The sequence below is a fragment of the Nocardioides ultimimeridianus genome, assembly GCF_054777895.1.
In genome coordinates, this window is the sequence record NZ_BAAHAB010000021.1 from 44,088 (window position 1) to 66,497 (window position 22,410).

Annotated in this window: 26 protein-coding genes; 5 read left to right on the forward strand and 21 right to left on the reverse strand. The window is 72.0% G+C overall.

Translation table 11 applies throughout. The features are described 5' to 3' along the window. Positions 1-59 precede the first annotated feature (59 nt). Entirely contained in the window at positions 60-1,019 is a 960-nt protein-coding gene (locus ACYU8V_RS18220; protein ID WP_460849335.1) for an aldo/keto reductase, read from the forward strand. Next, entirely contained in the window at positions 1,016-1,864 is an 849-nt protein-coding gene (locus tag ACYU8V_RS18225) for an SDR family oxidoreductase (RefSeq protein ID WP_460849336.1), read from the forward strand. The genes ACYU8V_RS18220 and ACYU8V_RS18225 overlap by 4 nt, the downstream gene beginning before the upstream one ends. A 3-nt stretch (positions 1,865-1,867) precedes the next feature. On the opposite strand, the gene prfB is transcribed toward ACYU8V_RS18225, so the two are convergent. The 11 genes from prfB to ACYU8V_RS18280 all read right to left on the reverse strand — a co-directional run bounded on the left by prfB (position 1,868) and on the right by ACYU8V_RS18280 (position 8,979). Then, on the reverse strand, positions 1,868-2,977 hold the full coding sequence (gene prfB / locus ACYU8V_RS18230; protein WP_460849338.1) for a peptide chain release factor 2: 1,110 nt from the start codon (positions 2,975-2,977) through the stop codon (positions 1,868-1,870). A 16-nt stretch (positions 2,978-2,993) separates the two neighbouring features. Continuing rightward, entirely contained in the window at positions 2,994-3,449 is a 456-nt protein-coding gene (locus tag ACYU8V_RS18235) for a CAP domain-containing protein (protein WP_460849339.1), read from the reverse strand. Between the two features lie 25 nt (positions 3,450-3,474). Continuing rightward, entirely contained in the window at positions 3,475-3,912 is a 438-nt protein-coding gene (locus ACYU8V_RS18240; protein ID WP_460849340.1) for a pilus assembly protein TadG-related protein, read from the reverse strand. After that, the gene (locus ACYU8V_RS18245; protein ID WP_460849341.1) at positions 3,893-4,342 is read right to left on the reverse strand and encodes a hypothetical protein; all 450 of its coding nucleotides are present in this window, start codon (positions 4,340-4,342) and stop codon (positions 3,893-3,895) included. Before ACYU8V_RS18245 ends, ACYU8V_RS18240 begins: the two co-directional genes overlap by 20 nt. Continuing rightward, positions 4,339-4,722 carry a TadE/TadG family type IV pilus assembly protein gene (locus ACYU8V_RS18250; protein ID WP_460849343.1) on the reverse strand — a complete coding sequence of 128 codons (384 nt, stop codon included), beginning with the start codon at positions 4,720-4,722 and terminating at the stop codon, positions 4,339-4,341. Before ACYU8V_RS18250 ends, ACYU8V_RS18245 begins: the two co-directional genes overlap by 4 nt. A 7-nt stretch (positions 4,723-4,729) precedes the next feature. Continuing rightward, positions 4,730-4,933 (reverse strand): hypothetical protein, encoded by a 204-nt coding sequence (locus ACYU8V_RS18255; protein ID WP_460849344.1) that lies wholly within the window; start codon positions 4,931-4,933, stop codon positions 4,730-4,732. A gap of 28 nt (positions 4,934-4,961) precedes the next feature. Then, positions 4,962-5,885, reverse strand: a complete 924-nt coding sequence (locus ACYU8V_RS18260; protein WP_460849345.1) for a type II secretion system F family protein — start codon at positions 5,883-5,885, stop codon at positions 4,962-4,964. Then, positions 5,882-6,733 carry a type II secretion system F family protein gene (locus ACYU8V_RS18265; protein ID WP_460849346.1) on the reverse strand — a complete coding sequence of 284 codons (852 nt, stop codon included), beginning with the start codon at positions 6,731-6,733 and terminating at the stop codon, positions 5,882-5,884. The genes ACYU8V_RS18260 and ACYU8V_RS18265 overlap by 4 nt, the downstream gene beginning before the upstream one ends. 10 nt (positions 6,734-6,743) lie before the next feature. Further along, positions 6,744-8,006: a CpaF family protein gene (locus ACYU8V_RS18270; protein ID WP_460849348.1), complete on the reverse strand. Its 1,263-nt coding sequence runs from the start codon at positions 8,004-8,006 to the stop codon at positions 6,744-6,746. A 95-nt stretch (positions 8,007-8,101) separates the two neighbouring features. Further along, positions 8,102-8,278 (reverse strand): DUF7489 domain-containing protein, encoded by a 177-nt coding sequence (locus tag ACYU8V_RS18275; RefSeq protein ID WP_460849349.1) that lies wholly within the window; start codon positions 8,276-8,278, stop codon positions 8,102-8,104. Next, positions 8,275-8,979 carry a hypothetical protein gene (locus ACYU8V_RS18280; protein ID WP_460849350.1) on the reverse strand — a complete coding sequence of 235 codons (705 nt, stop codon included), beginning with the start codon at positions 8,977-8,979 and terminating at the stop codon, positions 8,275-8,277. The genes ACYU8V_RS18275 and ACYU8V_RS18280 overlap by 4 nt, the downstream gene beginning before the upstream one ends. A 155-nt stretch (positions 8,980-9,134) precedes the next feature. On the opposite strand from ACYU8V_RS18280, the gene ACYU8V_RS18285 reads away from it, so the two are divergent. Together ACYU8V_RS18285 and ACYU8V_RS18290 are read left to right on the forward strand one after the other, a co-directional pair. Continuing rightward, a complete protein-coding gene (locus ACYU8V_RS18285; protein WP_460849351.1) occupies positions 9,135-10,301 on the forward strand; it encodes a sensor histidine kinase in 1,167 nt (388 codons plus the stop codon). Then, entirely contained in the window at positions 10,298-10,963 is a 666-nt protein-coding gene (locus ACYU8V_RS18290; RefSeq protein WP_460849353.1) for a response regulator, read from the forward strand. The genes ACYU8V_RS18285 and ACYU8V_RS18290 overlap by 4 nt, the downstream gene beginning before the upstream one ends. Positions 10,964-10,973: 10 nt before the next feature. Here ACYU8V_RS18290 and ACYU8V_RS18295 read toward each other — a convergent pair whose 3' ends face one another. The 8 genes from ACYU8V_RS18295 to ACYU8V_RS18330 are packed head-to-tail and all read right to left on the reverse strand — an operon-like array spanning position 10,974 to position 18,946. Next, positions 10,974-12,317 (reverse strand): NAD-dependent succinate-semialdehyde dehydrogenase, encoded by a 1,344-nt coding sequence (locus ACYU8V_RS18295; RefSeq protein ID WP_460849354.1) that lies wholly within the window; start codon positions 12,315-12,317, stop codon positions 10,974-10,976. A gap of 10 nt (positions 12,318-12,327) precedes the next feature. Then, a complete protein-coding gene (locus tag ACYU8V_RS18300; RefSeq protein WP_460849356.1) occupies positions 12,328-13,146 on the reverse strand; it encodes an SDR family NAD(P)-dependent oxidoreductase in 819 nt (272 codons plus the stop codon). Next, a complete protein-coding gene (locus ACYU8V_RS18305) occupies positions 13,143-13,847 on the reverse strand; it encodes a type 1 glutamine amidotransferase (protein WP_460849357.1) in 705 nt (234 codons plus the stop codon). Before ACYU8V_RS18305 ends, ACYU8V_RS18300 begins: the two co-directional genes overlap by 4 nt. After that, positions 13,847-14,779: a TIGR03619 family F420-dependent LLM class oxidoreductase gene (locus tag ACYU8V_RS18310; RefSeq protein WP_460849358.1), complete on the reverse strand. Its 933-nt coding sequence runs from the start codon at positions 14,777-14,779 to the stop codon at positions 13,847-13,849. Before ACYU8V_RS18310 ends, ACYU8V_RS18305 begins: the two co-directional genes overlap by 1 nt. 10 nt (positions 14,780-14,789) lie before the next feature. Then, positions 14,790-15,650, reverse strand: a complete 861-nt coding sequence (locus tag ACYU8V_RS18315) for a fumarylacetoacetate hydrolase family protein (protein ID WP_460849360.1) — start codon at positions 15,648-15,650, stop codon at positions 14,790-14,792. A 31-nt stretch (positions 15,651-15,681) separates the two neighbouring features. Beyond that, entirely contained in the window at positions 15,682-16,641 is a 960-nt protein-coding gene (locus ACYU8V_RS18320) for a DODA-type extradiol aromatic ring-opening family dioxygenase (protein ID WP_460849361.1), read from the reverse strand. Continuing rightward, a complete protein-coding gene (locus ACYU8V_RS18325) occupies positions 16,641-18,128 on the reverse strand; it encodes an aldehyde dehydrogenase (RefSeq protein WP_460849362.1) in 1,488 nt (495 codons plus the stop codon). Before ACYU8V_RS18325 ends, ACYU8V_RS18320 begins: the two co-directional genes overlap by 1 nt. After that, entirely contained in the window at positions 18,125-18,946 is an 822-nt protein-coding gene (locus ACYU8V_RS18330; RefSeq protein WP_460849363.1) for an acetoacetate decarboxylase family protein, read from the reverse strand. The genes ACYU8V_RS18325 and ACYU8V_RS18330 overlap by 4 nt, the downstream gene beginning before the upstream one ends. 143 nt (positions 18,947-19,089) lie before the next feature. Here ACYU8V_RS18330 and ACYU8V_RS18335 point away from each other — a divergent pair, with 143 nt between their 5' ends. Further along, positions 19,090-20,355, forward strand: coding sequence for a cytochrome P450 (locus ACYU8V_RS18335; RefSeq protein WP_460849366.1), 1,266 nt, complete (start codon positions 19,090-19,092; stop codon positions 20,353-20,355). A gap of 3 nt (positions 20,356-20,358) precedes the next feature. Here ACYU8V_RS18335 and ACYU8V_RS18340 read toward each other — a convergent pair whose 3' ends face one another. Then, on the reverse strand, positions 20,359-21,363 hold the full coding sequence (locus ACYU8V_RS18340) for an enoyl-CoA hydratase/isomerase family protein (protein WP_460849368.1): 1,005 nt from the start codon (positions 21,361-21,363) through the stop codon (positions 20,359-20,361). A gap of 27 nt (positions 21,364-21,390) precedes the next feature. Then, positions 21,391-22,410 carry a Rieske 2Fe-2S domain-containing protein gene (locus ACYU8V_RS18345; protein ID WP_460849369.1) on the reverse strand — a complete coding sequence of 340 codons (1,020 nt, stop codon included), beginning with the start codon at positions 22,408-22,410 and terminating at the stop codon, positions 21,391-21,393.

Here is a 22,410-nt window from a genome sequence, read left to right on the forward strand (position 1 = left end):
CCCGCCCGCAGCGATTCCGGCGACGACGCTGGACCGACACCGCCAGCGAAGGGACCGTCATGAACGACCTGCTCCGCCCGATCCCGGGCACCGACCTGCGCGTCCACCCCTGGGGCCTGGGTGGCAACGTCTTCGGCTTCAACGTCGATGAGTCCTCCGGCTTCCGGATCCTCGACGCGTTCCTCGATGCCGGCGGCAACCTGGTCGACACCGCCGACAGCTACTGCGGGGGATGGACAGGTAGCGCGGGTGGCGAGTCCGAGACCCTGATCGGCAACTGGATCTCGTCGCGCCACTGCGTCGACAAGATCGTCATCTCGACCAAGGTCGGTCAGCTGCCGGGCCGCGCCGACCTGCGTGCGACGACCATCATCGCGGCCTGCGAGGACGCGCTGCGCCGGCTCGGCACCGACCACATCGACCTGTTCTACGCCCACGAGGACCACGGCGACCCGACCGACGAGACCGTCGAGGCGTTCACGACGCTGATCGACGCGGGGAAGATCCGGTACGCCGCCGCATCCAACTACTCCGCACCGCGGCTCCGCGAGGCGCTCGACGCCGCGACCGACCGCGCCCGCTTCGTCGCCTACCAGCCGCGCTACAACCTGATGGACCGATCGGCGTACGAGGCGGAGCTGGCGCCGCTGGTGGCCGAGCGCGGGCTCGGCGTCTTCCCGTGGTTCGGGCTGGCGGCGGGCTTCCTGACCGGGAAGTACCCGACGACGGGGCCGGCGCTCGACGTGCTGCGGGCGCCGTACGTCGAGGAGTACCGGACCCCGCGCGGGCAGCGGGTCGTGGACGCGCTGCGGGTGGTCGCCGGCCGCCGTGCGGTGACGCCGGCGGCGGTCGCACTGGCGTGGCTGGCCGGCCGCCCGAACGTGGTCGCGCCGCTCGCGAGCGTCACCTCTACCGACCAGCTCGAGGACCTGCTGGCCTTCACCACGCTCCGGCTCGACCCGGCCGACGAGGTCCTGCTCGACGAGGCGTCCGCGCCGGAGCCGGTGGGCGCGCGATGAGCGTCGTGCTGGTGACCGGTGCCTCCACCGGCATCGGTCGGGTGACCGCGCTGCACCTCGCCTCGCTCGGCTGGGAGGTCGTCGCCGGGGTCCGCACCGACGAGGCCGCAGCGTCGCTGGCCGCCGCGTCTCCGGGGGTGAGGCCGGTGCTGCTCGACGTCACCGACCCGACCTCGGTCAAGGACGCGGCGACGGTCGTGGCGGACGCCACCGGCGGGCGTGGGCTCGGCGGGCTGGTCAACAACGCCGGCATCCAGGCGGTGGGGCCCTGGGAGCTGCTGCCGGTGGACCGGGTCCGCGACCTGCTCGAGACGAACGTGCTCGGGCAGGTCGCGGTCACCCAGGCGGTGCTGCCACAGCTGCGCGCCGCCCGCGGTCGCATCGTCTTCATCAGCTCGCTCAGCGGTGCCGTCGCCCTCCCCTTCCTGGGCGCGTACGCCGCCTCCAAGCACGCCGTCGAGGCGATCGGCGACTCCTGGCGGCGCGAGCTGCGACCGCACGGCATCCGGGTCGCGCTCGTCCAGCCGGGCAACATCGCCACCCCGATCTGGGACAAGGGGCTCGATCCGGCGCAGCTCGACGCCCTCGGCCCGGACCTGCGGCGGCTCTACGGCCCGGGTCTCGACTTCGCCCTCGCGCAGGGCCGGCACGCCGCGGACACGGCGATCCCGCCCGCACGCGTGGCCTCGGCGATCGAGCACGCGCTCACGGCGCGACGGCCGCGACAGCGCTACCTGGTCGGGACGGACGCGCGGGTCGTCGTACGGCTGCAGCGGCACGCGCCGCGGCTCCTCGACCGGGCACTGACCGCGGCGATGGACCGGGCCGCCCGGCGTTCCGCCTAGGGGTCAGCTCTGGTCGGTGCCCCGGCGCCAGCGGATGCCGGCCTCGAGGAAGCCGTCGATGTCGCCGTCGAAGACGGCCTGCGGGTTGCCGGTCTCGTAGCCGGTGCGCAGGTCCTTGACGATCTGGTACGGGTTGAGCACGTAGTTGCGCATCTGGTCGCCCCAGCTCGCGGCGACGTCGCCCTTGAGGTCCTTCTTGAGCGCGGCCTCCTCGGCCTTCTTCTTCGCGAGGAGCTTGGCCTTGAGGACGATCATCGCGGCGGCCTTGTTCTGCAGCTGCGACTTCTCGTTCTGGCAGGACACCACGATGCCGGTGGGGATGTGCGTCAGGCGGACCGCGGAGTCGGTGGTGTTGACCGACTGGCCGCCCGGGCCGCCGGAGCGGAAGACGTCGGTGCGGATGTCGTTCTCGTCGACCTCGATCTCGTCGGTCTGCTCGAGCACGGGGACGATCTCGACCGCGGCGAACGAGGTCTGCCGGCGGCCCTGGTTGTCGAACGGGCTGATCCGGACCAGGCGGTGGGTGCCGGCCTCGACCGAGAGCGTGCCGTAGCCGTAGGGCGCGTGGATCGCGAACTCGGCGGACTTGATGCCCGCCTCCTCCGCGTAGGAGACGTCGAAGACCTCGACGGCGTACTTGTTGCGCTCGGCCCAGCGGGTGTACATCCGCATCAGCATCTCGGCGAAGTCGGCCGCGTCGACGCCGCCCGCACCGGAGCGGATGGTGACGATGGCCTCGCGCTCGTCGTACTCACCGGAGAGCAGGGTCCGGACCTCGAGCGCCTCGACGTCCTTCTTGATGCGGGTGAGCTCGGCGTCGGCCTCGGCCTGGCTCTCGGCGTCGGACTCCTCGGCGGCGAGCTCGGCGAGGACCTCGAGGTCCTCGATCCGGCCGCGCAGCGACTCGATCCGCTCCACCTGGCCCTGCAGCGCGGACAGGCGGCCGGTCACGCGGGTGGCGTTGGCCTGGTCGTCCCACAGGTCCGGCGCCGCGACCTGCTGCTCGAGATCGGCGATGTCGGCCTGCAGCTTGGGCAGGTCGAGCACCTGCTCGATGGTGTGCATCGTCGCGCTGAGCTGCTTGATCTCGGAGTCGTAATCGGGTCCAGCCACCCGGCGAGCCTAGCCCTCAGGCACGCCGCCCGAAGACTTGGGAGACGTACCAGTGGCCGTCGTCGGAGAGGACAGCGCCCACGACCATCAGCCGGTAGTGGGTGCTCAGGATGCTGGCGCGGTGCGGGGCCGACTTCATCCAGCCGTCGTAGACCACGCTGGAGCCCGTCGGGAAGCCGCTGGCGACGTTCTCGGCGACGTTCGAGAGCTGGCAGGTGCTCAGCGCCACGCTCATGTCCTGGTGGAAGACCCGATGCTGGTTGGCCATCCGATGGGCCTGCGCCCACGCGAGGTGCGCGATGCAGTCGGAGCGGTCGAGCGTGGCCAGGCCGTGCTGGATCCGGACGTTGTTGGTCGCCCCGGAGGCCGCGTGCGCGTAGGTGAGGTTCGCGCGGGCGTCGGCGGTCGCGGGGGATGTGGCGTGGGCAAGCAGCATGCCGGCCGCAGCCAGGAGCCCGAGCAGTCGTCGCACGCTCGGACTGTAGGGCATCGGAGGCTCAATCGGGGATGACTGAGGCTGATCCCACCGAGCGGACGGTGGTGCGCATCGGGGCTCCCGGGAGGTGCAGCGGGAGCGCGACCGGGGCGGTCAGGACGACGACCACCCGGCCAGCGTCGATGCTGACGGTCGCGTGGATGCCGGGGTGGTCGCCCGCGGCGCCGACGTCGCGCAGGTAGGCGAGGACCGCCTGCTGGGCCTGACCGGCCGTGAGCGACAGCGGGCGATCGCCCACGCCGTGCTGGTAGGTGTCGTCGCCCTGGGCGGCGGCGTCGGCGCCGCGCAGCGCGGCGCCGTCGGCGAGCGCGTCGACCTGCTGGTGGCCGAGGTACGCCGCGCCCGAGTCGATGACGGCAGCGACGAGCAGCAGGAGCACCGCGGTGAAGGTGATCAGCAGCGGGATCGAGGAGCCCCGCTCATCGGTCCGCGCCGCCACCGGTCACCTCCTGGAACTGGCCGATCGGGACGGTCTCCGAGGCGTGCAGCGCGAACCGCGGGGCGCCCCCGCCGAGGACGCTGGGCAGCAGCGGCAGGTCGACCGAGGTGTCGATGCGGACCGTGATGACCGACGTACCGCTGTGGCAGTCGTGGGGGTACGGCGTACACGAGAAGCGCACCGAGGACGAGTCGACGCCCTGGCCGGCCAGCGCGTCGTCGATCACGGCACGAGCGCGCTGCTCGCCGGCCACGTCGTTGTCGGCGAGGGCGTAGGCACGGGCGGCCGCACGGACCGCGGCGCTGGTCGCGAACGCACCGCGCTGCACCTGGAAGACCGAGAGCACGATCCACAGCAGCGGCAGCATGAGCAGCAGACCGATCCAGGTGACCTCGACCAGCGCGCTGCCCCTCTCCGCGCGCGGTCTCACGGCGGGTCCTCCTGCACCGCCCGGCCCTCGACGTCGAAGGAGATCGCCGGCCCGCCGAGGCCCAGGGCGGGAACCCGCGCGTGCACGACGATCTCGATGGCGGGCGCCCCGTCGACGAGCACGCGCCGCGGCTCGACGCCGGTGACGTAGCGGGTGCCGACCGACTCGACGATCTGCGCGCGGGTGCGGGCTAGGCCCTCCTCGGGGCCGCTGCCGACGGTGGCCGCGAGGCGGGCGCCCTCGGCCGCCGCGGAGCCCAGCGAGTTGCGCACGTGCAGGACCAGGGCCACCTGGAGCAGCCCGAGGAACAGCGGGACGAGCAGCACCACGACGAGCACGAAGTCGACGACGGCACTCCCCCGCTCGCTGCGGCGGCCCACCGTCAGCTCACTTCACCGAGTTGAGGGCGGAGCGCAGCATGTCGGTGAGCATCGGCCGCGCGACCGCGAACAGGCCCATCCCGACGGTGATCGTCATGACGCTCACCAGGACCCAGCCGGGCACGTCGCCACGCTCATCGTTCTCGCGGGCCGGTGCCCCGCCGGCGTACAGCCAGGCGGTGAGCCGCACCCACAGTGTCATCGGATCCATCTCCTCATTCCCTTCCCCGAGTGGCCGGTCAGTGCCCGGTGAGCGTGAGCCCCACGTAGCCCGGCCAGAACGCGACGACCACCACCAGCGGCATCACCAGGAACACCACCGGCAGCATCATCAGGATCTCCTTGCGCGAGGCACGCTCGATCAGGTCGCGCCTCCCCGCCTCGCGGACGTCGGCGGCCTGCGCGTGCAGGACGTCGGCGAGCGGTGTGCCGCGCTCGAGCGCGACGGCGATGCCGCGGGCGAAGCGCGCGACGACGGGTACGCCGGTCGTCGCGGACAGCCGGTCGAAGGCATCGGCCACCGGCTCCCCCGTGCGTACGCCGGACAGCACATCGGCCAGGTCGCGGCTCAGCTCGCCGCGACTGCGCGCGACGACCCGGTCCAGCGCCGCGACCGGGCCCTCGCCGGCGGCGACCGCCAGCGCGAGCAGCTCGGCGACTGTGGGGAACTCCGTCACGATCGCCGCCTCGCGCTGCTTGACCTGCGCGGTCAGGCGGTTGTCGCGCAGCAGGACGCCGAGCGCGAAGCCGCCGCAGCACATCAGGACCAGCGGCAGCGCGGCCGTCGGGGCGCTCAACGCGCGGGCCAGGGCCACCGCCGCGACCAGGCCGAAGCCGGCGACACCCCACAGGACCTGCTCCACACGGAAGTCGTGGACGGTGCGGTCGAGGCGCGCGCGAGCCAGGCGGCGGCGTACCGACTCCGAGCCGCCGAGCGTCCGCTCGACCAGGTCGGCGGCGTGCCGGAGGAACGGCCCGTAGACGGCCGCGAACGCGTGCTGCGGCGTCGCCTGCGTCGCCCGCGGTTGGTCGGCGAGCAGGTCGCGCACGTAGGGCAGCACCCGGGCTTCGAGGCGCGGGCGGCGGGCGTGCAGCACGTGCGCGGCGACGAGCAGGAGGCCACCGGCGAGCATCGCACCGAGCAGTCCACCGGCGAGGCTCACGACAGGATCCTCCGCTCCACGGGGAGCCGACCGAGCCGCATCATCAGCCGGTAGGCGACGACGCAGAGGATCGCCGCGACGACCAGGATGAGCGCGCCGGCGGCCGAGCGGTAGCGGGTGATGATCTCGGGCTGGGTGGCCATCGCGAGCAGGACGATCCAAGGTGCGGCGACCGCGAGGCGGGCTCCGTTGACGGCCCAGGATTGGCGGGCCTCGAGCTCGGAGCGGGTGCGCAGGTCGTCGCGGAGGTAGCCGGACAGGTTGCGCAGCAGCCGGCCGAGCTCGCCCCCGCCGACCTCGCGCGCGACGCGCAGGCCCTCGATCACCCGGTCGCCGACGGGGTCTGCGAGGCGCGCCTTGAGCCGGTCCAGGCAGTCGCCGAAGCGCCCGGAGACCTGGTAGTCGAGCGCGAACGTCGCGAAGGCGGGACGCAGCGGCGTGGGGCCGCGATCGGCGAGCGCTGCGACGGCATCCGGCAGCGACATCCCCGCGCGTACGGCGGACGCGAGGTCGTCGATCGCCTCGGGCCAGACCTCGGCGTACTCCCTGCGACGGCGGCGTACGCGCCCACCCAGGACGGCCACCGGGAGGTAGGCCGCGAGCGCGCCGAGCACCAGCGCGAGCGGCGGGGTCCGGGTGAGCACCAGCACCACGAAGGCCGCCGCGACCGCGGAGGCGATGCAGGTGAGGAGCAGCGAGCGCGGCGCGACCTCGGCCAGGCCCGCCTCGGCCAGCAGCCGGGTCCAGCGGCTCTCCGGCCGGGCCGTGCGCGGGGAGGGCGGCCAGACGAATGCCGACCAGATCAGCAGCGCGCCGAGGCCGAAGCCCAGTCCGACCAGTGCCCCCATCGTCGCGGCCCTACCTGGCCTCGCCGAGCAGGCGTCGTACGTCGATCCCGACGCGCTCGAACTGCTCCGGGCGTGGCGGCATGCCGATCGCGCGGACCAGCTCGCCGCCGCGGCGCTCGAAGACCGGCTCGGTCTCGATGACGTGGTGCTCCGCGCGCCCGGGCACGGCCACGATCTCGGAGACCCGTCGGGTGCCGGCCGGGTCGAGGGTGAGGTGGACGACCAGGTCGATCGAGCCGGCGACCGTCGGCACGACGAACTGCGCGCTGATGTTCTCGCCGGCGAGCAGCGGCAGCGTGCACGCCTTGGTGAGCGCCTCGCGGGCGCTGTTGGCGTGAATGGTGCACATGCCCGGCAGTCCCGAGTTGAGTGCGAGCAGCAGGTCGAGGCACTCCTCGGCGCGGACCTCACCGACGATCAGGCGCGAGGGCCGCATCCGCAGCGCCTCCTTGACCAGCTCGCGCAACCGGATCTCGCCGGTGCCCTCGAGGCCCTCCTGGCGGGTCTGCAGCGCGACCCAGTCGGGGTGGTTGAACTTGATCTCGAAGACCTCCTCGGCGGTGATCACGCGCTCCCCGCCGGGGATTGCGGCCGCGAGGCAGTTGAGCATCGTCGTCTTGCCGGCCTGGGTGCCGCCGGTGACGAGGATGTTCAGACCGGCCCGGACCGAGGCCTCCAGGAACTGGGCGGCCTGCGGGGTCAGGCTGCCCAGCTCCACCAGCTCGGAGAGCCGGGACGCGCGTACGACGAACTTGCGGATGTTGACCGCGGAGAACCCCCGGCTGATGCCCTTGAGCACCACGTGCAGCCGGTGGCCCGCGGGCAGCATCGCGTCGACGAACGGGCGGCTCAGGTCGATCCGACGGCCGGTCGTCTTGAGCATCCTCTCGACCAGCTCGGTCACCTGCGCCTCGGTGAGGATCAGGTTGGTCAGCTCGTGGCGGCCGTTGCGGGCGATGAAGACCCGGTCCGGGGAGTTGATCCACAGCTCCTCGACGGTCGGGTCGTCGAGGAACGGCTGCAGCGGCCCGAAGCCCGCCACCCGTGCCACGAGGTCGGCGACCAGCGCCTCCGGATCGGCCACCGGCGCGACCGCGCCGGTGAGGCTGCGGTCGTCGTGCGCCCGCACCAGGCTCCGGGCGAGCGCCCGGACGGCACCGACCTCATGCTGAGGGTCCAGCCCGTCCCGTCGTACCGCCGCGCGCAGGGCCTCGTCGAGCATGGCGACCACATCGGCGGTCGCCGGTACGACGGGTTGCTGCTGCACGGCCACGAGGACTCCCGAGATGAGTGGATGGCCCCCTGAACCTAAGCGAAGAACCCCCGCCGTGGCGAGGGTTCTTGGCTGCACCTGTGGACAACTGCGGCTCAGTCCTCCTCGGTCAGGTGGTCGCCGACCCGTACGGCGTCCCAGCGCGCACGGCTGACCCGCACCTTGACGAGGCGGCCGTCGGCCTGGCGGATCGTGAGCCGGCGGTACAGGTTCGAGCCGTCGAGCAGGCCCCTGCTCTTCCTCACCACGGTGCCCTCCCAACGGCGCTTCATCGACCTGCCCCCAGTCGGTCGTTCGAGCGGACGACGGCCACGCCGACCGCCCCGATCCACAGCATGAACACCGCTCCGATGCTCGCTGTGCTGCCCCACCCGTTCGCCGCGTAGAAGTGCGCCGGGTCCATCCCGAAGAAGAGCGACGGCAGGAACGCCAGGTTCACCGCGGCGAGCACCGCGGAGCCGGTGCTGACCCAGCGCGGCAGCGCGCCGGTCCGTCGTACGCCGATTGCCAGGGCCACCAGGAACAGCGCGATCAGGCAGCGGGCGATCGGGCCGTGCAGCAACGCCATGCCGTTGGCCAGAGGGCCGTCGATGGTCGGATCCAGCGAGCCCTCCGGGTGCTCGAGCACCACCCCCGTCTCGAGTGACGCGGCCACGAGCGTCATCGCCGCGTAGACGAGCGCGGCCGCGAGGGCGATGTCGCCCGGCAGCCCCGCTCCCCTCCCGAGCAGGCGGCGCAGGCCGACGGCGAACACGATGAAGACCGTGAAGGTGACGACCGTGACCAGGTTGCGGCTCAGCACGTTGTCGGCCGGCGGAGGGCCCGAGTAGACGAAGTAGAGCGGCACCATGACCATGGCGAGAAGGGCCACGAGCATGCCGCAGAGACCGGTCAGTCGACGGTCGTTGCTGCTGTTGAGGGTGATGTCGACGCTGCTGTCCGCCCGAGCGCCCAGGGCCTGTGTGGTGTCCATGGAACGAGCCTCGCCGGGCCCGGGAGCCCGGCGCTGCGGCCGGACGGATGCGGCGTACCGACCTTGGTCGACGATCCGCAGGGCAGGCATCGACTTTGGTCGAGGATCGCGCCCGGTCCCCCGTCCCCCGGCGGGCGGGGACCTAGATTGGCCGGGTGAGCAGGCAATGGGTCCGGGACGCGTCGGTCGACGCGGCATGGGCGCTGTTCGCCCTGGCGGCCGGGCTGACCAGCGAGCAGAACGTGCTCCTCGGCGCCGGGGAAAGGTCCGTGCCGCTCCGGGTCGCGGATGTCGCGCTGGGCCTGATCTGCTTCGCCAGCATCTGGTTCTGGCGGCGACGCCGGCCGGTCACGTTCGCCGTCGCCGCCATCGTGATCGGCATCGTGTCGACGCTCGCCGGCGGTGTCGGGCTGGTCGGCGTCTTCACCGTCGCCCAGCGCCGGCCCTGGCGTACGTCGGTCGCGGTCAGCCTGCTCGCCGCGGCGTGCATCGTGCCGGCGCTGGCGCTCTACCCGGTGCCGCACGCCGAGCGCGCGCTGGCCGTCGGCGTGCTCTCCACCTTCGCCGCGACAGGGTGGGGCATGTACGTGCGGACGCGGGCACAGCTGCTCGCGTCGCTCCGGCAGCAGGTCGCCGACGCCGACCGCGCGGCCGCGGCCTCGGCAGCGGCGGCGCAACGCGCCGAGCGGACCCGGATCGCGCGGGAGATGCACGACGTGCTCGCGCACCGCCTCTCGCTGCTGGCGGTGCACGCGGGCGCCTTGGAGTACCACCGCGGCGCCTCCACCGACGAGGTCGACGAGATCGCCGGCATCATCCGCCACAACTCCCACCAGGCGCTGGAGGAGTTGCGCCAGGTCATCAGCCTGCTGCGCGAGCACCCTGACGCCGGACGGCCCAGCCCCTCGCTCAGCGACCTCCCGGAGCTGGTCGAGGAGTCCCGCTCGGCGGGCCTGGAGATCACCTGCTCGCTGCCGTCCATGGCCGAGGGGCTCCAGCGCATCCCCGCGACTACCGGCCGGACGGCGTACCGGATCGTCCAGGAGGCGCTCACCAACGTCCGCAAGCACGCGCCGCACGCGCGGGTCCGGATCGACGTCGCCGACGACGGCGGGGGCCTGCAGGTCTCGGTGCACAACACGTTGCCGGTGCCCACGGGCCGGCGCGCGGCGGCCGCGCCCGGATCGGGCACCGGTCTGCTCGGGCTACGGGAGCGGGTCACTCTCCTCGGAGGCCGCATCGAGCACGGCCCGACGGGCGAGGAGGGCTTCGCGCTCCGCGCCTGGCTCCCGTACGACGCCCCCGACTGGGTGCCGTCATGACGATCGGCGTCCTCCTCGTCGACGACGACCCGCTCGTGCGTCGGGGCCTCGGGTTCATGCTGCGAGCCGCACCCGGGATCGAGGTCCTCGGGGAGGCCGGCGACGGCGACGAGGTCCCGGCCGCCGTGGCCCGGCTGCGCCCCGACGTCGTGATGATGGACATCCGGATGGGACGGGTGGACGGCATCGCGGCGACCCGCGCCCTCCGGTCCGTGCCGGGCTCACCCGAGGTGATCGTGCTGACCACCTTCGACGCCGATCACGAGGTGCTCGAGGCGCTGCGGGCCGGAGCGGCGGGGTTCCTGCTCAAGGACACACCGCCGGCGGACATCGTCCGCGCGGTCGAACGGGTCGCTGCCGGGGACCCGATCCTGTCGCCAGCGGTCACGCGCCGGCTGATGGACCTCGCCGGAGCCGGGTCGGAGTCGCGGAACGCCCGCGACTCCGCCCGTGCCCGGCTCGCCCTGCTGACGCCCCGGGAGCACGAGGTGGCCGTGGCGCTCGGGCAGGGCATGACCAACACCGAGATCGGCGCGGCGACGTACATGAGCACGGCCACGGTGAAGGCCTACGTGTCGCGCCTCCTCGAGAAGCTGGAGGCGACGAACCGCGTGCAGGTCGCGCTGCTGGTCCAGCAGGCGGACCTGCCCGACCCGGGCTAGCGGGAGCGCGTCAGCTGACGACGCGGATCAGCTTCTTGTTGACGAACTCCTCCATGCCCAGGGTGCCGAGCTCCCGGCCGAAGCCGGAGCGCTTGACGCCGCCGAAGGGCAGCTCCACGCCCTCGGCGCCGACGCCGTTGACGAAGACCATGCCGGTCTCCAGCGCGTCGGCGACGCGGGCGGCCTGGTCGGCGTCGTCGGTGAAGACGTAGGAGCCGAGGCCGAAGGGGGTGTCGTTGGCGATCCGGATCGCGTCGGCCTCGTCCTTGGCGCGGAAGACCATGGCGACCGGGCCGAACAGCTCCTGGTAGTACGCCGGGTTGTCCGGCGCGATCTCGGTGAGTACGCCGGCGGGGAAGTTGCCGCCCTCGCGCTCGCCGTTGGTGGCCAGCTTCGCGCCGGCCTCCACGGCCTGGTCGACCTGGCGCGCGAGGTTCTCGGCGGCGGCCAGCGAGGACAGCGGCGCGGGGGCACCGCGCTCGAGGACCTTGGCGGTGAACTTGGCGGTGAAGTCCTCGTACAGGTCGTCGACGACCACGAAGCGCTTGCCCGCGTTGCAGGCCTGGCCGCTGTTGTCCAGGCGCGCCTCGGCCGCAGCCTCGACGGTCTTGTCCAGGTCGGCCGCGGACAGCACGATGAACGGGTCCGAGCCGCCCAGCTCGAGCACGCACTTCTTCAGGTTGCGTCCCGCGATCTCCGCGACGGCCGCACCGGCGCGCTCCGAGCCGGTCAGGGACACGCCCTGGATGCGCGGGTCGGCGATGACGTCGGCGATCTGCTCGTTGGTGGCGTAGACGTTGTTGTAGGCGCCCTCGGGGAAGCCGGCGTCCAGGAAGATCTGGGCCTGCAGGGCCGCCGAGCGGGGGCACTGCGGCGCGTGCTTGAGCACGATGGTGTTGCCGGTCGCCAGGTTGGGCGCGGCGAACCGGGCGACCTGGTAGACCGGGTAGTTCCACGGCATGATCCCGAGCAGCGGGCCGACGGGGCTGCGGCGGATGACCGCGCTGCCGTCACCGTCGAGCAGCTCGATCGGCTGGTCGGCCAGGATCTTCTCGGCGTTCTGCGCGTAGTAGTCGTAGATGCCGGCGGAGAAGAGGACCTCGCCCTCGGCGTCGCCGAGAGGCTTGCCCATCTCCGCGTTGATCGACGCGGCCAGCTCGCCCGCGCGCTCGCGGTGCAGCTCGGCGACCTTCGCCAGCAGCTTCGCGCGGTCGGCGACGCTGCTGGTGCGACCCCACGAGTAGTAGGCGTCCGTGGCGGCGCCGACGGCGGCGTCCACCTCGGCGTCGGTGGCGGTCGTGAACGCCTCGATCAGCTCGCCCGTGGCGGGGTTGCGGACGGCGTACTCGGTCATGGGGTGCTCCTCAGCGTTGAGAATCGTGCAGGTCGGGCAGGTTGATGGACACGCGGGCGTCCAGTGCCAGCGTGCCAGGGTCGACCACAGTCGATCCACCATCGACGGGAAGCACAACCCCGTTGACGTAAGACGCGGCATCGGACAGCAGCCATGCCACGGTAGCCGCCACCTCCTCAGGTCGCGCAGGCCGCCGCTGGGGTACGACGGCGGTGGCCAGCCGGTAGGCGTCCTCGGTCGAGATGCCCCGCTCGGCACCGAGCTCGGCCATCTCCGTGTCGCCCATCTCGGTGGCCGTCCAGCCCGGGCAGATCGCGTTGGCGCGCAGCCCGTCGGGCCCGTGGTCGACGGCGAGGGACTGGATGAGCATCTGCAGGCCCGCCTTGCTCGCGGAGTACGCCGCCATGCCGTCCGCCGCGCGGAGGGCGGCCACCGACGACACCCCCACCACGGCACCGCGCGCAGCGAGCAGGTGCGGGAGCGCCGCCTGCACCAGCAGGAACGGCGAGGTCAGGTTGACGCGCAGCGTCTCGTCCCACTGCTCGGTGGTGATGTCGGCGACGCCGCCCACGTGGATGATGCCGTGGTTCAGGACCAGCCCGTCCAGCCGCCCGTACGTCGCCACCGCCGACCCGACGACCTCCGCGACACCCGCGGGATCGCTCACGTCGGCGACGACCACGTGGGCACCGGTCTCCTCGGCGACCGCGCGCAGCGGCGCCTCACGGCGACCACAGATGACGACGCGGTCGCCGGCCGCGGTCAGCAGCCGCGCGACCGCGGCGCCGATGCCGGTGCCGCCACCGGTGACCAGGACGACCCGGCTCATGACGGGGCGACCTCGTCGAGGAAGTAGTCGACGAGGGCCGCCGCCCGGACGCGGACGTCGGCGTCGATCGCTGCGATGTGCTCGAACACGACGTCCGGGTCGAGTCCATGGTCGCGCGCGTCCTGGTCGCCACCGTCCTCGAGCCACCCGCGCACGCTGTCGGCGTCGACCTCGGGGTGGAACTGCACCGCGAGGTTGCGGCGCAGCACGAACGCCTGGGTCGCGGCGGCGTTGCGGCCGACGACCGTCGCCCCGGCGGGCGGGTCGAAGCGGTCGTGGTGCCACTGGGTCCAGACCCCGGCGACCGCGGGAACGCCGGCCACGACGTGCGGGCCGATCTCCGACGCCGGCGAGGCGGCGACGCGGCCACCGTGCGCCTGGGCCAGCATCTGGCCGCCGAAGCAGATCCCGAAGACGGGGACGCCGGCCTCGTCGGCCGTGAGCAGCAGATCCGTCTCGGGCTTGGCCCACGACGCGATCTCGTCGCTGTAGGCGCTCCAGCGAGCGCCCAGCGCCAGGATCGCGTCGTACTGCCGAGGGTCCGGGAAGACGACGTCGACGGCGGGGTCGTCGAAGCGCTCCGGCGGCACCACCTGGAGGCTCTCGATCTCGTAGCCGCGCTCCTCGAACCGCCCCTGGATGGCGCCGGCCGCCAGGTAGTCGTGCCCGATCAGCAGCAACCGCTTGCCGTGCCCAGCCATCAGCCCATCGCCTCCGCGCGCTTCATGACGTCCCTGCAGAACGCCTCCATCTTGGACTGGTCGTCGATGTACATCGAGGGCTTGATGCAGATCGTGGTGAAGCCCTGCTCCAGCTGCTCGGGGATCGAGTCCATCGACTCCCCCAGGTCGGCCAGCGAGTGGTCGTCGGGGAAGGAGTAGCGCACCCCGCCCACCATCTCCAGGTCGGCGACGTCGCGACCGGCGGCGGCCATCTCGGTGCGGATGATCTCGAGGTCCTCGGCGGTCGGGCGGCCGAGCGGATGGAACCCGTGGCCGTACCTGACCAGGCGCTCCACCACGGCACCGTGCGCCTTCTGGCCGCCGAACCACATCCGCGGCCCCTCGGGCCGGAAGGCCTTCGGCTCCAGGTAGATGTCCTCGAAGTCGAAGTAGTGGCCCTGGTACGTCGCCGGCGACTGCCGGAAGACCAGGTCCATCACCTCGAGCTGCTCGTCGAGGATCTTGCCGCGCTCGCGGAAGGGCACGCCCAGGGCGGCGTACTCGTCCTTGCTCCAGCTCACGTTGGGCTGCACGACGAGCCGGCCCTCGGAGAGCAGGTCGAGCGTGCCGAGCTCGCGGGCGAGCAGCAGCGGGTGCCGCAGGGGCGCCAGGACAGCGGCGCCGACCAGCCGGATGCGGGAGGTGACCGCGGCGATCGAGGAGAAGAGCATCAGCGAGTTGGGCCAAGGCATCAGCGGGTCCTGGTTGCCGGGCATCGCGTAGTCACGCGGGTTGCCCATGACGCCCTTGTCACTGGCGTCGGGGCCGAGCACGACGTGCTCGGAGATCATCACCGAGTCGAAACCGGTGTCCTCGGCGATCCGCGACCAGGTGACCAGGTCGTTCAGGCTGCGGCCGTCGGTCAGGGTCCAGTTCTCGCTGAGGATCATCAGCATGCGGGGAGCGGGCATCGGGGAGTCCTCAGTGGGTGTTGGACAGGTCGGGCTTGCGGATGCCGCGGAACTCCCAGTCGCCGCCCTTGGCGGTCGAGAGGACCTCCTCGCTCTCGGTCGGCTGCGCGCCGACGTCGCTGCGGATCGGCGTGGGGCCCTCGACGATGTGGTTGCGCAGCGTGCCGAGACCCTCGACCTCGACCTCGACGACGTCGCCGGGGTAGACCGTGCGGGAGATGGCCGGCGTACCGGACATCAGGATGTCGCCGGGGTGCAGCGTGATCGTCCGCGCGATGTCGGCGACCAGGTAGTGCATGTCCCACTTCATCTCGTCGGTGTTGCCGTCCTGGCGGACCTCGCCGTTGACGAGCGTGCGGATCCGCTTGCCGCGGAAGTCCCAGCCCTCGACGATGCCAGGCCCGATCGGGCACAGCGTGTCGGCGCCCTTGACCCGCAGCATCGAGCCGGAGTCGGTGTCGCGGAAGTCGTGCAGGCCGTAGTCGTTGCCGACCGAGTAGCCGCGGATGTAGTCGCCGGCCTCCTCGGGCGAGATGTTGCGCGCGGTCCTCCCGATGATGATCGCGATCTCGCCCTCGTAGTTCAGCCACTTGCAGCCCTGCGGCCGCACCACCGCTGAGTCGTGGGCGTTCAGCGCGGAGACCGGCTTGTGGAAGTACGTCGGCGCCGGCGGCAGCGTGGTCAGCATCTCCTCGACCCGCGAGGAGTAGTTGAGGTGGACGCAGACGATCTTGCTCGGCGTCACCGGCGGCAGGTGGGTCGCGTCGGCGATCGCCACGGTGCGGCCGTCGCCGGCGACGAGGGTCTCGCCGTCCCGGCGTACGTCGACAGCGTTGCCGTCCAGCAGGATCCGGCGGTACTCGGTGGTCATCTCAGTTCCTCATGATCGGGATGGTGGGTGGTCAGCCGGCAGCCGGTACGTCGGCGCCGGGCGCGCTCGTCTGGCGCACGAAGTCGGGATCGGTGGGGGTACGCCGGGGCGCGGGGAAGCCGCCCTCGGGACGGTCGAACCACAGGTGGACCTGGCCGGTGCCGACCGAGTTCTCGTACTCGCCGTACTGGCGTCCGGTGGCGGTGCAGTCGCCCTCGCCGAGGGCGCCGATCATCATCAGGTAGTGCTGGAAGCGGGCCTCGGGCTTGAACCGGTAGAACTCGTCCATCGTGTCCAGCACGCGCTCGTGGTCGCCGTTCTTGAACCACTCGATGCGCTCGGCGTCGGCGGCCGCGGCCTCGGGGCTGAAGATGTGCTCGACGCCCGCGGCCTCGTGGTCGCGCAGCTTGCGCAGCGGCCAGAACGTGTGGGACATCGCACCGGAGGCGATCAGCAGGACCTTGCGGTCGGAGGCGGCGATCGCGTCGCCGAGCGCACGGCCCAGGCGCAGCGCGTCCTCGCCCTCGGCGGTCTGGCACACGCCGATCGAGATCCAGCGCTTGTCGCTCAGGCCGTCGCCGAGGAACTCCCACACGTTGGTGGTCGCGTAGAAGATCGGCAGGCAGTCGTCCTCGATCGCGGTGATCCAGGTGCCGTGCTCGGCGGCCTTGCTCGCGATCAGGTGCGCGAGGTCGGGGTCGCCCCGGAAGTTGTAGGGCCGCTGGCTCATGCCGCGCGGTAGCTCCTCGGAGGTGAAGAGCCCCTTGCGACGCTGCTGCGCCGTCACGACCCACTCCACCGTGGTGGCCCAGTGCGAGTCGAGGACGACGACGGTGTCATAGTCGAGGACGTCGAAGACCTCACGGCGCAGCTGGTGCAGGCCGGACACCAGGGTGCTGTCCTCGCCGTTGTTCAGCTCGCGCCGGGTCTCCTCCGGCAGCACGATGGTGGGGACGTGCGCGATCAGGCCCGCGCCGACGATCTCGCCCATCACTGGTCTCCCTCTGCGCGCCAGCCGGTCGGCGAGAACACGCTGTTCTTGATGTCGGTGTAGAAGTCGAAGGACCAGATCCCGCCCTCCCGGCCGATGCCGGACTTCCCGTTGCCGCCGAAGGGCGCGTTCAGGTCGCGGACGAAGAAGCAGTTGACCCACACGGTCCCGGCGTCGAGCGCGGCAGAGACCCGCTCCGCGCGGTCGCGGTCGCCCGTGACGAGGGTGGCGGCGAGGCCGAAGCGGCTGTCGTTGGCCTTGGCGATCGCCTCCTCCTCGGTGTCGAAGGTGCTGATCGTGACGACCGGCCCGAAGACCTCCTCGGTCATGATCTCGGAGTCGTCCTTGGCGCCGACCAGGATCGTCGGGCGGTAGTAGAGGCCGCCGAGCCCCTCGTTCGGGCCGCCGCCGAGGAGCGCCTCGGCGCCGTCGGCGAGCGCGCGCTCGACGTACCCGCAGATCTGCTCGAAGTGGCGGCGCGCGACGAGCGCGGAGACGTCGGTCGCCTCGTCGCGCGGGTCGCCCTGGACCAGCTTCGCGGCGCCCTCGACGACGCGGCGGGTGAACTCCTCCGCCAGCGAGCGGTGGACGTACATCCGCGCGGCCTTGAGGCAGACCTGGCCGGCGTTGTCGAACTGCTCGACCGCGATCTCGACGGCGAGGTCGAGATCGGCGTCCTCGAAGACCAGCAGCGGGCTCTTGCCCCCGAGCTCGTAGGACAGCGGGACGATGTTGGTCGCGGCGGCCTTCGCGATCACGCCGGCGGTCGGGACCGAGCCGGTGAACGCGAGCCGGTTGATGTCCGGGTGCGCGGTGAGCGGCGCACCGGCCTCCGCACCCGTTCCCTGTACGACGTTGAAGACGCCCGCGGGCACTCCCGCGTCGCGCATGATGTCGGCGAGCAGGCTGGCCGTGAGCGGCGCCCACTCCGGCGGCTTGACGACGACGGTGTTGCCGGCGGCCAGCGCCGGGCCGATCCGCCACGTCGCGAGCATCAGCGGCGCGTTCCACGGCGTGATGATCGCGACCACGCCGGCCGGGTCGTAGCTGATCCGCTCGCGGTGACCGCGGCCCGGCACCTCCAGGTCGGGGTGGCCGAGCTGGTGCTCGGCGAAGTCGGCGAAGGCACGAAAGTTCATGGCGACGCGCGGCATGACGCCGCGGCGGTGGCTGCGGATCAGCGAGCCGTTGTCGCGGGTCTCCACCAGGGACAGGTCCTCGATGCGGGCCTCGATCCCGTCGGCGACCGCGCGCAGGATGTCGCCGCGCTCCTTGACCGACAGCGCTGCCCAGGCCGGGAACGCCGCACGGGCGGCGGCGACGGCGGCGTCGACCTCGGTCGCGGTGCCGGCGTGGACCTCGGCCAGCGGGGCCTCGTCGATCGGACTGATGTCGGTGAAGGTCGTGGCGGACGCGACGCGCTCGCCACCGATCCAGTGGCGGGTGTCGACCTCGACGCCCTCGACGACCGCGATGTGGTCGCTCATCGGGCGGCCTCCTCGTGCTGCGGCGTGAGGGTCGCGAGCGACGTACCGCCGTCCCAGACGACGCCGACCTGGCGGTAGTAGCCGCCGATGACCTCCTGGACCGGCAGCCGGTGCAGCTCCTCGGTCGGCGACTCGAACAGCTCGACCTCGACGTCGCCCGTCCACGCCGGGCCGGCCTCGAAGGAGCTGGCGCCGGAGGCGATGAGCTCGACGTACGCGTCCGGGCTGTTCTTCGCGATGCCCGGGTAGACGCGGTGGTGGGCCATCGGGTGGCCGTTGACGAAGCCGTTGGTGGGCGACTCCTCGCGCAGCGTCAGGACGGCCTGCGCGAGCCGGCGGTCACCGGCGGCGAGGGTGGCGCCGAAGACGCCGCCCGGCCCGATCTGCGGGGCGCCCTGGCTGAAGGGGTGCGGGCGGGTCTGCCACATCGAGCCGAGCTTCTTCGGGTAGCCCTGGTGCATGCCGCGGGCGATGGCGAAGTCCTTGTCGACCCAGATGTAGACGCAGCGGGAGTAGGTGACGCCCTCGTACGCGCAGCGCACGACGACGAACGCCTCCTTGTACTGCGAGCGCACCGGGTCGAGCAGCTCCTCGCGGGTGCCGGAGCAGGACTGCCAGTCGGCCCAGATCAGCGCGACCGCGCCCGGGTCCTCCGGCGCCAGCTCGAGCGGCTCGGGGAGCAGCTCGGCGACCCGGGCCGGGTCGGTGCGGTACTCGACGGTCAGCAGGTCACCGGAGTAGTACCAGGGCGGTGACGGGATCACCGACGAGCGGCCGGTCGCGGTCCGGGGGAAGAAGAACCCCTGCAGGTTGGTCATCGGTCCTCGCTCAGATCGGAAGTCAAGATCGTTCGGATCCGTACGATATCCACTCCGTGACGGAAAGACCACCCTTGCGGCCAACCTTTTCCAGGGATATTGTTCGGGTCCGAACGATCTTAACGTCGAAGGATGGAGCCACCGTGGACAAGCCGCCGTACGTCGCCCTGGAGGATGTCGACCTCGTCGATCTCGACCGCTTCGTCGGGCCCGAGGCGTGGGGCATGCTCGACACGCTCCGCCGCGAGGACCCCGTCCACTTCCAGCGCGAGACCGACGGCGGCAGCGGGTTCTGGGCGGTCACCAAGCACGCCGACATCTGCGAGGTCGACAAGGACCCCGACACCTTCACCTCGACGAACTTCGTCAACCTCGAGGAGGTCGACCCGGAGCTGCAGGAGCAGCGCCGGTCGATCCTGGAGATGGACGGCCTGCGTCACCGCGCGCTGCGCAAGCTCATCTCGCGCGAGTTCAGCCGCCCCAACCTGATGCGCAACTACGAGGAGCTGCTGCGCGACATCACCCGCGCCACCGTCGACGCGGCGCTCGCGAAGGGCGAGTTCGACTTCGTCGCCGACGTCAGCGCGGACTTCCCGATCCAGGTGCTGGCCCGCCTGCTCGACGTACCGCAGGAGAAGACCGGGCAGCTGATCGACTGGGGCAACCAGATCATCGGGTTCTCCGACCCCGAGCACGCCGCGATCCTCATCGACGACCCGGAGAGCGAGAAGTACAAGCACCTGCCGTTCCGCTCCCCCATCTCCCAGGAGGTCTTCGACTACGGCCGCGAGCTCGCGGCGGCTCGCAAGGGCGGCGACGGCACCGACCTGGTCAGCCAGCTGGTCAACAAGATCCCCGAGGACGGCGAGGCGATGTCGGCCTCGGAGTACGACTCCTACTTCCTGCTGCTCGTCGTCGCCGGCAACGAGACCACCCGGCACACCATCACGCACTCGATGCTGGCGCTCCTCGAGCACCCCGAGCAGCTCGCCAAGCTGCAGGAGGACCCGTCGCTGATCCCCGACGCGGTCGAGGAGTTCCTGCGGTGGGCCTCGCCGGTCTACCACTTCCGCCGGACCGCGACGCGCGACGTCGAGCTCGGCGGGAAGCAGATCAAGGAGGGCGACAAGGTCGTCATGTGGTTCGCCTCCGGCAACCGCGACGAGGACGTCTTCGAGAACCCCTACGACTTCGACGTGACCCGCAAGAACATCGACCACGTGACCTTCGGCAAGGGCAGCCCGCACCTGTGCATGGGCAACAACCTGGCCCGCATGGAGATCCGGCTGATGTTCGAGGAGCTGATCCCGCGACTCGCGTCGATCCAGCTCGCCGGAGACGTACGCCGGGTCCGCAGCAACTTCGTCAACGGCATCAAGACGCTGCCGGTGAAGGTCACGACGAAGTAGCGATCAGGCAGAGCTCCACCGGGGCGCGTGGTCCTTGTCCACCAGGACCGCGCGCACCCCCTCGACGAAGTCGGCGCTCGCGATGACCTCCCCCGCCGTGGCCAGCTCCATCGCGAGGCACGCCTCGAGGTCGAGCTGGCGACCCTCCACGATGAGCCGGTCCGTCACCGCCAGGGAGTACGGCGATGCGGCGGCCAGCTCGCCGAGCGTCTCCTGCGCCCAGGCGGCCGCCGGACCGTCGCCGCTCGCCACGAGGTGGGCCAGCCGGGTGCCGATGCCCGCCAGGTCCGGGGCGCTGAACGCCCAGTCCAGCTCGGGGCGCACCGCGGCCAGCCGACCCGGGTCTCCCGGCTCCCCGGGTGCGAGCTCGCGCAGCAGCTGCTCCAGCGGGCCGTCGTACTCGGCGATGAGGTGGGGCAGCCGCGCGAGGTCCTCGGCGGAGCAGGCGTGGGTGGCGAGACCGAGCGCGAGCGCGTCGGCGGCGGAGATGCGCGCGCCGGTGAGGCCGAGGTAGCGGCCGGTCTCGCCGGGCAACCGGGGCAGGAAGTGCGACCCGCCCACGTCGGGGAAGAAGCCGATCTTGGTCTCGGGCATCGCGAACGAGGCCTGCGGGGAGACCACGACGAAGGTGCCGTGCACGCTCAGGCCCATCCCGCCGCCCATGCAGACGCCACCGACCAGGGCCACCACCGGCACCGGGTAGCTGCCGAGCATCGCGTTGACGGCGTACTCGGTCTCGAAGAACCGCAGGCTCGCGTCGTGCCAGCCGGCCAGGGAGTTCTCCCGGATCCGCCGGATGTCGCCGCCCGCGCAGAACGCGCGGTCCGAGGCGCTCTCGATGGTCACGGCGCGCAGCCCGGCGGTGCGCCAGCCGTCCAGCGCGGCGCGGATCCGCTGGACCATGGCGAGGGTGATCGCGTTGAGGGCGCGCGGCCGGTCGAGGATGATCCGGCCGACGTCGCCGAGCCGCTCGATGCGGACGTCCAGGTCCGGGGTCGCCTGCTCCATGCGGGCCAGTCTCCCAGGGGCTCGGGCTCAGCCCTCGTCGGCCACCAGTCGCCGGAGGATCTTGCGGACCTGCAGCGCGGCGAGGTCGGCGGCGACGTTGACGTCCTCGCCGTAGCCGTCGCGGTCGATCACGTCCTGCATGGCCTCGAGGATCTCGCGGACCTTCAGGTAGTAGGACTCGAAGATCGGCCGCAGCACGTCGGTGGTCTCCGCGCCGGGCGCGAAGTTCCGGCTGACCCGCCAGATGTGGCGCGTGTGCCGCTGGTCGACCGGCGTGACGGCGTGGGTGAAGCGGAAGGTCTGCGTGCCGCCCTCCTCAGCCGGGACCAGGACGTCCCAGCGGTCGGCCCACAGGCCGGGGGCGAGGAAGGCGCCCTCCTCCCGCTGCGGGTACGCCGAGGAGCCGGACAGTCCCGACACCTTGGCCTGCCACTCCGGGACCGGCGCGGCGGGCCAGTCACGGTGGAAGGACACCGTGGTCTCGGTGAGCTCCACCTGCAGGGCCGGCGCGACGCCGGCGAGCACGGGCGGTGAGATGACGGGGTCGACGACGGCCACGTGGGTGATGTCGGCGAAGTTGTCGTGCAGCAGCCGCACGTGCGCGGCGGTCTCCCACTGCCCGCCGAACGTCTCCCAGGCGGGGTCGGTGAGCCACGGCGTGGCGATCGGCCGGCGCAGGTCGGCGAGCACGGGCTCCCCCAGCCACACCCAGACCAGGCCGCCCTCCTCGCGCACCGGGTACGCCGGCACCCGGGCGCCGTAGGGCACCTGCTCCTGCGACGGTACCCGCACGCAGGCGCCGGTGCGGTCGTAGGCGAAGCCGGAGTAGCCGGACACGATGAGGTCATCGTCGACATGGCCCCGGCTGAGCGGATAGGGCCGGTGTGCGTCCCGGTCGCCGAGCGCGACGGCCGCGCCGTCCGTCGTACGGAACAGCACCACGGGGCGGTCGAGGGCGCGGGTGCCGAACGGCTCGCGGGTGACCTCCTCGGACGTCGCGAGCGCGTACCAGGCATTGCGGGGGTAGCCGACGCTGCTGTCCTTCAT